Genomic DNA, 9,932 nt, shown 5'->3' on the forward strand with positions numbered 1-9,932 from the left:
ACCTGTAACCGCGATCCTGAACCAACCATGGCGTCTCGGAAGCAGCATGACCAGCGTACCTATCGAATCGAATTCAAAATACACACGTACTGCTATGTCACCGATTAGTTTTGTCAGTCAACCAGGTGATTTCACACTAAATCAACTGGTTAAAGACTTTAACCTCACCCTGCAAGAATCCGCCGAGTGGTTTGCCCCCATTACCCCAGTCTCCCCCAGTGTCACCTTAGTCACCCTCCTACAGGAACAGGTTGATCTCGCCGTTGCCATCAATACCGAAAAAGCTCGTTCCGAGTTAATCATTGCCCCGGTACTGATGGAAGTACGCCGTCAAGCGAAGGCGACCATTAGTTTATTTTCTGGTTCTGAGTTTACGGTTGACCCCGAAAAAGGACTAACAGGCATCTGTGACTTCATCTTGAGCAAAAATCCAGAGCAATTGTTTATCCGGGCTCCCGTGATGACGATCGTCGAGGCTAAAAATGAAAACCTGAAAAGTGGGTTTGCCGAGTGTATAGCTGCCATGATTGCTGCCCAGATCTTTAACCAGCAAGAAAACAACGACATCTCCACAATTCATGGTGCAGTCACGATCGGCACCACCTGGCGATTTCTCAGCCTAGAAAATAATACGGTTAATATTGATTTAAGCGAATACTATATCAAAAAAGACTTGGAAAAAATCCTCGGCATTCTACTTAACGCCCTGCACTAATCTCCGTGACCTCTGTGCCTCCGTGGTTCATTATCCCCATCTCACCCAATCACTCCTATGGCCATCAGCAATCACGAACGAGTCGGACGCGCCCTAAATCTACTCCGCGATGGGCTTTACCCCTTTGTCGAACGAGAAATGAAGGCGATTTATGGCGATCGCTGGCTTATCCCCGCCGCCGCTAGCCTGCCCGAACATTACATGGCTCGCCGTGAAGTCCAAGATGTCCTCAAAGAAGATGTTTCTGCCCTGCTCATGGTGATGTGGGAACAGTGGAATAACGTCTTCCGTAATACGTTAGGGCGCACAGAATGCAGTATCGTCAGCGAGTTGCGAGATACCCGCAACGGCTGGGCGCACACCTCCACCTTCTCAACAGACGACGCTTATCGTGCCCTCGATAGCATGACACGTCTCCTCACTGCCATTTCTGCCCCAGAAGCCGATCAAGTCGAAAAACAGAAACAAGAACTGCTGCGGCTGCGTTTTGAAGACCAAGCGCGGCGCGTCACCCAGCGGGCGGCAGTGGCTCCCACGGAAGGACAACCCATGGCTGGACTCAAGCCCTGGCGCGAAATTGCCACCCCCCACCCCGATGTTGCCTCCGGTCGCTTCGACTGAAGTTGTAGCCTTCGCAACTCAACACGGGATCCCTCTCTCCGATGATGCCAATGACGTTGGACGATGACAGGCGTTAGGTATCATTTCAGCCTGGTTGACTGAATGAGCTCTGTCCTTCTCAAGCAACCGTCTGAAGCCCAACGCAACACACCGAAAGGGATCCCTGGTCATGAAGCGGGTGTGGGTACAATGCCAAAAAGAATGGCTACAAATTTGCTGTTGTCGGGGTTTATCTATCCCCTCAGCAACATTCCCTTTCCGATGGTGTTGATCTCCAATGTGGTGCCCGCCCGCTATTACCTGGAGCTGGTGCGGGATGCTTTTTGCCCATCATCCAGCTATCGGGGGCGATCGCGCCGATCGAGAGCATGCCGGTGTTCTTTCAGGACTGCGCGCTGCTGGATCCCTTGCGCCATTTCATCACCATCCTGCGGGGCATCCTGCTCAAGGGCATTGGCCTAGAAGTCTTGTGGTCCCATGCACTGGTGCTGCTGGGGTTTGCTGTGGTGATTAGGGGGGTGAGTGTGGCTCGCTTTCGGCAGCAATTGGGTTGAGGGCAATCTGGACTTGTCATACTGAAGAGAGTTGTTGCGGGCTCAAGACCGGTGCGCAAACGGGTGACACTGATTTTTCCTCGCCATTTGGTGAATGTGCCCCTCACCTATCGGTTAGCCAAAGATTTTGACGTGGCGGCCAATATCATGCGGGCACGAGTGGCCCCAGATGAGGTGGGCACTTTGGTGGTAGAGCTTTCAGGGGATATCGACCAAGTGGAAGCTGGCCTAGAGTGGGCCCAGTCTCTGGGGATTGAGGTGGCAGAACAGGCCAAGGAGATTCAAATCGATCCGCATCTGTGCGTAGATTGTGGATTGTGTACGGGAGTTTGCCCAACAGAAGCCCTGAGAATTTCTGCCCCCAATTGGAAGCTAGAGTTTTTACGCAATCGCTGTGTTATGTGTGAACAGTGCATACCCACTTGCCCTGTGGGGGCGATTAGCACCAGTCTATAGGGATCCCGGACTCCCCGAATCACCCTACAATGAATTTGGATTGGGTGCAGGCCAATCACTATCGAAGGCAAACAAGACATGACCTCTACTACACTGCTGATTTTGATGACGTATGCCGGCTTGGCAGGTCTTTACCTATTGGTGCTGCCTTTTTTATCTTTGCTGTATGTAGACAAACGTTGGACTTCCGGTAGCGCCTGGGAAAAGGTGTTGATGTTCTTCCTGGTTTTGTTTTTCTTCCCAGGCATGGTATTGCTGGCACCCTTCATGACCTTCCGCCCTAAACCCCGTTCTTTGTAGGGCACGTGAGCGGATGCGCAGACTGGATGTTCTCGGCTTGGGCTTAGCCATTTTGTTGGGGGGCGGCATCCTCTACGGAAGTTTGGTTTGGGCAGGCTTGGATACCGGTTCTGCACAGAAGGTATCGAGCATGGTGTTTTTGTTGGCTTGCCTGGGATGGACCTTTGGCTACCTAGGGCGGGTGCTGCGTGGGGAAATGGCTCTGAAGGCTCAGCGGGCTAGTTTTGAAGCTCAGCAAGTGCAGGAGCACCTTGAAGCCCTTTCGCCAGAAGAATGGCAAGCCTTGCAGGCAGAATTGGAAGCTGAAGAGGAAGGGATCCCGGCGGTAGGCTCTCCTGAGCAACGAGAAGATTAACAACAGGCTGCGAACTGGCTGACAGCTGATGGGGAAGCCCTTAACGGAGGATTCACAGGGAACGAGTCTGCAGCGCAATACTGGTATAGTCAATCACTATTTCCTGTTTTGGGAGGTGGTAATTTACCGGCTACATAGGGTTGTGATGTATAACAGGATATTAAGTGGTACAGACTTTTACTCCCTCTCCTACTCACCTCTCCCCATCTGCCGTGACCAAAACCATTCTGGTGGCCCAGGGTCAGCCTCTACAGGTGCAGCTGTGGAAGTTGGTTCTGGAGTCTCAGCGCCACTCAGTACTGCTGACTTCCCCACACATGGATCTGTTGGAGGTAGCAGCGACTCGGCCTCTGGATCTGATGGTGGTGGATATGACAACAGGGCTGTTTAACCCTTATGCATTTTGCCGGGATTGCCATAACCAGCTGCCCAATACTCCTGTTGTTTTGACCCACCATCCACGTCGCCACATTGAGCCAGCAGAACGACGGTGGGCGATTTATCAAGGGGCAGCAGAAGTTATTCCAGGTTTGGCGGAAGCCAGTGATATTCTCGACTCACTGGATCGCATCTATAAAGCGGCAAAGTGGTCTCTGCCCATCGATACGGATGCGCTCTACACTGTATTGGAACAGATGGGGTTGATGCCTGGGGATCCGAGCTCTGTTGCTTCTCCGACCCCTCCACCGCAACCGACTATTCAAGCGCTTACTACCCCGCCGCAACCGGTCAAGTTGGAAGATCCCACCGAGGCCAAGCCTTCTGCCCCTCAGACGAAGTATCGTCTGATGTACCGGGGCCGGCCCGTCAATTGAAGTGGATAGTTGGTGGATATTTTTTGTGGATCCAGAGGGCAGCATGGGTGCGGTAAACCGGATCCCTGACACATGTGGAATGAGCTAGCCTACAGATTGTTACGGATTAACTAGCCTTTGTGGTGGTGTATCGGCTTGTTTATGTGTAAGGCTGGGCTAATATACCTAGGAAAATTAGGAAAAGACCTGGAGAATTCCGGCTGAGTCGGTGTGCGTACTGTGTGTCAATTCTAAGGAAGGAACGTCAAGATGCGGTTTGATCAGCCCAAGACCTATTCCATCTCCCTGACCGGCTGGGGGTTTTGGCTGGGATCCCTGGCGGGAGCGGCTTTGTTAACCAGCTTAGGCTTGGGGTGGTTGGTGACGGGCTTGGTGGCCTTGTTGCTGTTGTTGTTGTCTTTGCCGATTTTGGTTCTGCTGGCTTTTCGTTGGTGGGCACGGCGTTGGATTACAACCGATCACTGCCCGGTGTGCGGGTCAGAGTCGCAAGCGGTGGAAGGCACTCGTTTTCTTTGCCCAGATTGTGGAGAACCCCTGTTTGTGGCGGATGGGCATTTTTATCGGCAAACGCCGCCGGGAACCATCGAAGTGGAACCTCTGGAAGATAGCGGCTGGGAATTGATGAGTTAGTCAGGGATCCCTGTCCTAGGTCTGACCGAAAAACGGGGGGTGTGAGGGGTGGGACGCAAGCCCCTAGCCTTGTTGCTACGCAACGCTTACGCGACTAGGCACGGGGAGAATGTCAAGGGACGCAGTTTTTTGAGGCAACTTCTGTGAATCGGCATGGATGGAGCCAGCCAAACAGGTGGCTGGTCTCGGTGTGGGTGGGGCTATGTGCAGCTGGGATCCTGTGGGGTCTGGCCTTGGGCTTGCCCGCCTCCCATGCACTTGAGTCGGGATCCCTGCAACCTCAGGTGGAGCGCTACTTGGCTCAGTTGGCTCAACGAGGGGCTGCCAAAACAGCGCAAGGGGTTTGGCTACAAGCGGGGGATCAGGTACTGGCCCAGCATCAAGGAGCAACTCCTTTACCAGCGGCTTCCTTAACCAAGGTGGCGACGACACTGGCCAGTTTGCATCAACTGGGGCCAGAGCATCGCTTTGTGACTCTTTTTGGCACCTCTGGTTCTGTGGCCAATGGCGTGTTGCAGGGGGATTTGTGGGTGCTGGGGGGCGAGGATCCCCTGTTTGTATGGGAAGAAGCGATTGCGGTTGGAAATGAGCTCAATGCCCACAGGATCCGTCAGGTCACGGGGGATCTGGTCATTGCGGGGCGTTTTTACATGAACTTTTTCCCGGCAGCGGAACGCTCTGCAGCTTTGTTGCGGCAGGGATTGGATCGGCGACGTTGGTCGGCGGAGGCAGAGGCTCAATTTCAAACCTTACCGCCCGGTACCCCCAGACCTGAGGTAGAGATTTTGGGCACGGTTCGGGTTGCAGAGGGGATCCCTGCCGGATGGCAAGCATTGATTAGGCATGAGTCACCGCCGCTGCTCCATTTGCTCAAGCTGATGAATCTCTACAGCAATAACCTGATGGCGGACATGCTGGCGGATGCAGTGGGGGGCGCAGAACAGGTCGCCCAAATCAGTCGGTCGCTAACGGGGATCCCGGCAGAAGAGTTGCAACTGATCAATGGCTCTGGGTTAGGGGTTGAGAACCGTATTTCTCCGCGTGCGAATGTAGCTTTGTTGCGGGCCATTCAATCTTTGTTGGCAGAGAAACAGTTATCTCTGGCGGATGTCTTTGCTGTTGTGGGGCAGGACGTAGGAGTATTGGAGCGGCGACTTTTGCCTGCGGTTTTAATCGCCAAATCCGGAACCTTGAATGTGGTGAGTACATTGGCGGGTGTATTGCCGACTGAACAGGAGGATATTTGGTTTGCCTTGATGAATGGGGGCACTGATTTGGTCGGTTTTCGCACCCAACAGGGTCAATTTTTAAGCCAGCTTCAGGTTCAACAGGGATCCCCGCATACTTTGCCTGCCCGCTGGCTCCCAAAGCCAGTAGCCACTCAGTCACGCACGGAATGGATAGGGGGCACCCTAAAAAACTAAAAAATCAGTCCTAAATGTGCGGTTAGCCGCCGTAGTAGTTGATAGCCAAAGCCCCTACCAACGTGAACTGCAACGTCAGGATGACCAAATAGAAAATAGCGCGGGGTTTAAACAGAGTCAGCATCAGGCCAATCGCCTTCAAATCCACCATCGGCCCAAACACCATAAAAGCCAACAGGGATCCCGGCGTAAACGTAGCCGCGAAGGAAAGGGCAAAGAAGGCATCCACCGTTGAGCAAATGGAGATGATCGCCGCTAGCGCCATCATGATCAAAATCGACACCAGTGCATCCTGGCCATAATCCAGTAGGAACGACCGGGGGATCACCGTTTGAATCAGGGCCGCCATCGCCGAACCGAGGATCAGCACGGATCCCAGCTCGCGAATCTCTCTGGCCCAAGTTTGCAGCAGCACAGTCCCTTTTTGCCGCCAAGGGATCGGCGGTGCAGAGGCCAGGGCCGATTGATAAACTTCTTCTGCAGTTTGTAGAGTCAACAGGGATCCGGCAGGAGCCGGTTGCGGTGCAGTGCTCCCCTGCTTAGGTCGGGAGCCAATCCAGAAGGTACCCCCCTGGAGCAGAGGCGAGCGGCTTGTAGGGGTTGGAGGCGGGGTAGGAGAAGAGTTACGCTCTAGTTCTCGCCAAACTGCTGGGTGCAACAAAGGCTGGAGATCCTTTTGCAGACTAAAGAGCAACCCAATCGCCACCGCAATTCCAAAGGAGAAGAGAATCCGGTAAACCACAAGCTCCGGCATGGCGCGAAAGGCAATCCAAGTAGAAAAGATCACCACCGGGTTGAACACGGGTGCCGCCAACAAGAAAGCCACCGCCACATGGGGCGGGATCCCTTTGATCACCAGTTGACGGGCCACCGGCAGGTTGCCACATTCACACACCGGGAAAAAGAACCCCAAAGCTCCACCAGCCAGCGCGCTGCTCACCTTGCTTTTGGGTAAGAAACGGGCCAACTGGGATCCATCCACAAACACCGCCAGTAGCCCCGAAAGAAAGACCCCCAAGAGCAAAAACGGCATCGCCTGCACCACAATGCTCAGGAATAGGGTAAATCCATCCCGCCAAAGGGGAGAGTCCAAAAGACTCAAGGCACCACCTCACACACCATTTTGGCCTTATTGAGTGTGGATCCCGACTCTACCGCCTGTCAAATCTCGACTGTTGATTTACCCCCGCTCCGCCAGGGGGATATAGCGTTGGTGGCGTTCGCCTGTGTAGACCTGCGTCGGTCGGAACAGCCGATTATCCGACAACTGCTCCCGCCAATGGGCCAGCCACCCCGCCGCACGGGCAATCGCAAACACTGGTGTAAACAGATCTTCTGGGATCCCTAACTTGGCGTAAACCAACCCTGAGTAGAAATCCACATTCGGGTAAATCCCCTTCGGCCCTAGCAGCTCCTCACACACCCGCTCAATTTCCACAGCAATATCGTAGTACTTGTCGCGGCCATAGCGCTCAAACAGTTCTTCCGCAATGCGCTGCAGGGTAATGGCACGGGGATCCTTCACCTTGTAAACGCGGTGCCCTAGACCCATAATGCGTTGTTTTTTGGCCAGCTTATCTTCGATGAAGGAGCGCACATTTTCCACCGAGCCGATTTGCCGCAGCATCATCATCACCTCTTGGTTGGCCCCCCCGTGCAACAGTCCTGAAAGGGTACCCACCGCTGTCGCCAGGGTACTGTAGGGGTTAGCCAAGGTGGAGGCACTCACCAAAAGAGCAAAAGTAGAGGCGTTGACCGTGTGTTCGGCGTGCAAAATCAGGCAGGTGTCGAAAATGCGGGCCAACCAGGGATCCGGCTTCTTGCCCGAGAGCATGTACAGGAAATTAGCCGAATGATCCAGGCTATCGTCCGGAGGGATCGGGTCATTGCCTTGGCGCATCTGATGAAACATCGCCACCATCGTCGGCAGCTTCGATAGCAGGCGAGTGACCGTGCCAAACACATAATTGGGATCCATCTCCTGCAGCGGATAAAACAAACCCAAGCCTGCCACACAGGTTTGCAGCGCATCCATCGGGTGGCCCGACTCCGGGAAAGATTTGATCATGTCGCGGATGCGGTATTTTACCCGCCGATGACCCCGGATCGCCTGCTCAAAACTGTGCAGATCCGATTGCTTCGGCAGCTCCCCAAAAATGAGCAGATAGGCTGTTTCCAAAAACGTGCTGTGGGCTGTCAATTCCTGAATGGGGATACCGCGATATTCCAGGATCCCCGCCTGACCATCGACAAAACTGATGTTGGAGCGTGTAGCCGGAACGCCCTCTAGCCCTGGTTTGTATTCCCCATCCGCCATACTCAGCTCCCAAAATGATGCTGGAGAGAAAGTCCACCCTCAAGGCGCCTAATCTCAGACTCCTTGATCACCTTGATCATATTCAGCAGCACTAACCTCGCTACAGTAAAGCAGATCTGGATCCCCACAGCCAAATCTGAATCCCAGAGAGAAGGGGGAGCCGCTTTGTGTCAGCATAGGGATCCCTTGAAAAGCCTTTCTCACCCGCCAAAATGTCCTCTCCTTCTCACTCTTCTCCTCGGTTGATCTCTACCCTCTCCCGCCGTACTCTGCTCAAATGGGCCGCCCTCACCAGCGGATCCGCAGTATTGGGGTCTTGTGCCGCTCTCGAACGGAGGATCCCTTCCAGCAGCAGAACACCTACCCTCAACCTGTTCACCGTCTCGGATCGCTTTGGCAGCGCTTTACGGCAGATCGTCCCCCAGTTTGAGGCGGCTACGGGCATTTCCATTGCGGTCACCATCAATGGCTATCCAGAACTCTACCAAAGAGCCATTTCTGACTTTGTCGGCGGCACAGCCCAGGCGGATCTGTACGCGGTGGACATCGTCTGGACCGGGGAATGGGCAGAAAACAACTACCTGGTGGATTTGACCGAGCGCCTCGAGGCCATCCGCGCAGAATTGGAATGGGAGGATGTTCTGCCGGTGATGTGGAAGCTGGGGGAATGGCAGGGTCGGCAACATGCCTTTCCGCTGGCGGGCTATGCCGGAATGCTCAACTACAACCGTTCTGCCCTTGCTAGAGTAGGCTATCCGGAAGGCCCCACAACCTTGACAGAATTGCGAGAAGCCGCTGAAGCCCTGACTGCTGGAGAGGTGTACGGGATCGCCATCAACGGGGCACGGGGAGCTCCTGTTGCCCAGGATTGGATGTACTACATGTTGGCCCATGGGGGTAGCCTGCTGGATGAGAACGGTCAACCCAGCATTGACCGGGAGGTGAATATCACCGCTTTGGACTATTTTCGGGATCTGTTTCGCTTTACCCCACCGGGGGCGATTTCCTATGCCTGGCCGGAACGGGAACAAGCCTTTAACGAAGGCCGAGCGATGATGCAAATGGCCTGGTCAACGGGTCTGCGGGACAAACTTAACCCAGAAACTTCCCGCATCGCCGGGGAGCTAGGCATTACGGGCTTACCTTTGGCAGAGGGGGTAGAACCGAAATATCCCTTCGGGGGCTGGGGCTTGGGCATTAACCGTAACTCCCCGAACATCGAGCCGGCCTGGGAATTCATCCGCTGGTTGGCACAGCCGCAGATTCAAAAAGAGTTCGTTCGCCTGGGAGCCGAGCCGATTCGCCGTAGCGCCCTCACCGATCCGGAGTTGCTAGCGGAGTTTCCCTATTTTGCTCAGGTCTTGCCCTCTCTGGAACAGGGAGATGGCGACTTCCGCCCACGGATACCCCAATACTCCCGTCTGCAGGATGCCCTGGGCTTGGTGGTGAATCAGGTGATCACGGATCAACTGGATCCCGATGTGGCCTTGCGCCAGGTGCAAGCTGAGATGCAGCCCTTTTTCCAGTCCGGTTCCGAGCTGCCGTCATAGGACAAAATTTGACCCGTCAAAAGGACTGATCACCGGACTGGTGGGTGAACTGCTGCCACAGGCACTGATTGACACTCCCCCGGTTAGAAACCGGGGGATTCTCCCTTCTAGCTCCCCACAGCTTGAAGCTGTGGAGGATTCATGGAGTTCAGGGGATTGCCAACTACCCCATCCCCTGAGCCGACCGTACCCATT

The 9,932-nt window shown here is 54.5% G+C and carries 10 protein-coding genes and 3 pseudogenes; 11 read left to right on the forward strand and 2 right to left on the reverse strand.

Annotated elements, in window-relative coordinates; all coding sequences use genetic code 11:
• From JX360_RS16370 to JX360_RS16410, 10 genes and pseudogenes are all read left to right on the forward strand, one after another.
• Positions 1 to 715: hypothetical protein (locus tag JX360_RS16370; RefSeq protein WP_244353066.1), on the forward strand; the 715-nt coding region annotated here is incomplete at its 5' end.
• 57 nt (positions 716 to 772) lie between these two features.
• Positions 773 to 1,330, forward strand: a pseudogene (locus tag JX360_RS16375) (Swt1 family HEPN domain-containing protein); the annotation flags it as partial.
• A 213-nt stretch (positions 1,331 to 1,543) separates the two neighbouring features.
• A pseudogene (locus JX360_RS18115) lies at positions 1,544 to 1,684 on the forward strand (ABC transporter permease); the annotation flags it as partial.
• A pseudogene (locus JX360_RS16380) lies at positions 1,660 to 1,890 on the forward strand (ABC transporter permease); the annotation flags it as partial. The pseudogenes JX360_RS18115 and JX360_RS16380, both read left to right, overlap by 25 nt.
• A 51-nt stretch (positions 1,891 to 1,941) precedes the next feature.
• Complete coding sequence (locus tag JX360_RS16385; protein ID WP_244353078.1) at positions 1,942 to 2,346, forward strand: NIL domain-containing protein; 405 nt, start codon at positions 1,942 to 1,944, stop codon at positions 2,344 to 2,346.
• Between the two features lie 78 nt (positions 2,347 to 2,424).
• Entirely contained in the window at positions 2,425 to 2,646 is a 222-nt protein-coding gene (gene ndhL, locus JX360_RS16390; protein ID WP_244353079.1) for an NAD(P)H-quinone oxidoreductase subunit L, read from the forward strand.
• 13 nt (positions 2,647 to 2,659) lie between these two features.
• The gene (locus JX360_RS16395) at positions 2,660 to 3,001 is read left to right on the forward strand and encodes a DUF3007 family protein (protein WP_244353081.1); all 342 of its coding nucleotides are present in this window, start codon (positions 2,660 to 2,662) and stop codon (positions 2,999 to 3,001) included.
• Between the two features lie 164 nt (positions 3,002 to 3,165).
• Positions 3,166 to 3,816, forward strand: a complete 651-nt coding sequence (locus tag JX360_RS16400; protein WP_244353083.1) for a response regulator — start codon at positions 3,166 to 3,168, stop codon at positions 3,814 to 3,816.
• Between the two features lie 249 nt (positions 3,817 to 4,065).
• Complete coding sequence (locus JX360_RS16405) at positions 4,066 to 4,446, forward strand: hypothetical protein (RefSeq protein ID WP_244353084.1); 381 nt, start codon at positions 4,066 to 4,068, stop codon at positions 4,444 to 4,446.
• Between the two features lie 143 nt (positions 4,447 to 4,589).
• Positions 4,590 to 5,870: a D-alanyl-D-alanine carboxypeptidase gene (locus JX360_RS16410; RefSeq protein WP_244353086.1), complete on the forward strand. Its 1,281-nt coding sequence runs from the start codon at positions 4,590 to 4,592 to the stop codon at positions 5,868 to 5,870.
• Positions 5,871 to 5,892: 22 nt separating this feature from the next.
• Here JX360_RS16410 and JX360_RS16415 read toward each other — a convergent pair whose 3' ends face one another.
• Together JX360_RS16415 and JX360_RS16420 are read right to left on the reverse strand one after the other, a co-directional pair.
• Positions 5,893 to 6,963 (reverse strand): permease, encoded by a 1,071-nt coding sequence (locus JX360_RS16415; RefSeq protein WP_425244431.1) that lies wholly within the window; start codon positions 6,961 to 6,963, stop codon positions 5,893 to 5,895.
• Positions 6,964 to 7,050: 87 nt separating this feature from the next.
• Positions 7,051 to 8,187 carry a citrate synthase gene (locus tag JX360_RS16420; protein ID WP_244353102.1) on the reverse strand — a complete coding sequence of 379 codons (1,137 nt, stop codon included), beginning with the start codon at positions 8,185 to 8,187 and terminating at the stop codon, positions 7,051 to 7,053.
• 212 nt (positions 8,188 to 8,399) lie between these two features.
• On the opposite strand from JX360_RS16420, the gene JX360_RS16425 reads away from it, so the two are divergent.
• Positions 8,400 to 9,737 carry a substrate-binding domain-containing protein gene (locus JX360_RS16425; RefSeq protein ID WP_244353104.1) on the forward strand — a complete coding sequence of 446 codons (1,338 nt, stop codon included), beginning with the start codon at positions 8,400 to 8,402 and terminating at the stop codon, positions 9,735 to 9,737.
• The last annotated feature ends 195 nt before the right edge of the window (positions 9,738 to 9,932 follow it).

The organism is Thermostichus vulcanus str. 'Rupite', from assembly GCF_022848905.1.
Classification (GTDB): domain Bacteria; phylum Cyanobacteriota; class Cyanobacteriia; order Thermostichales; family Thermostichaceae; genus Thermostichus; species Thermostichus vulcanus_A.

Coding starts and splice junctions, on each gene's coding strand:
- JX360_RS16425 (WP_244353104.1), top strand. CDS start 8,400: ATGTCCTCTCCTTCTCACTCTTCTCCTCGGTTGATCTCTACCCTCTCC.
- JX360_RS16405 (WP_244353084.1), top strand. CDS start 4,066: ATGCGGTTTGATCAGCCCAAGACCTATTCCATCTCCCTGACCGGCTGG.
- JX360_RS16420 (WP_244353102.1), bottom strand. CDS start 8,187: ATGGCGGATGGGGAATACAAACCAGGGCTAGAGGGCGTTCCGGCTACA.
- JX360_RS16395 (WP_244353081.1), top strand. CDS start 2,660: ATGCGCAGACTGGATGTTCTCGGCTTGGGCTTAGCCATTTTGTTGGGG.
- ndhL (WP_244353079.1), top strand. CDS start 2,425: ATGACCTCTACTACACTGCTGATTTTGATGACGTATGCCGGCTTGGCA.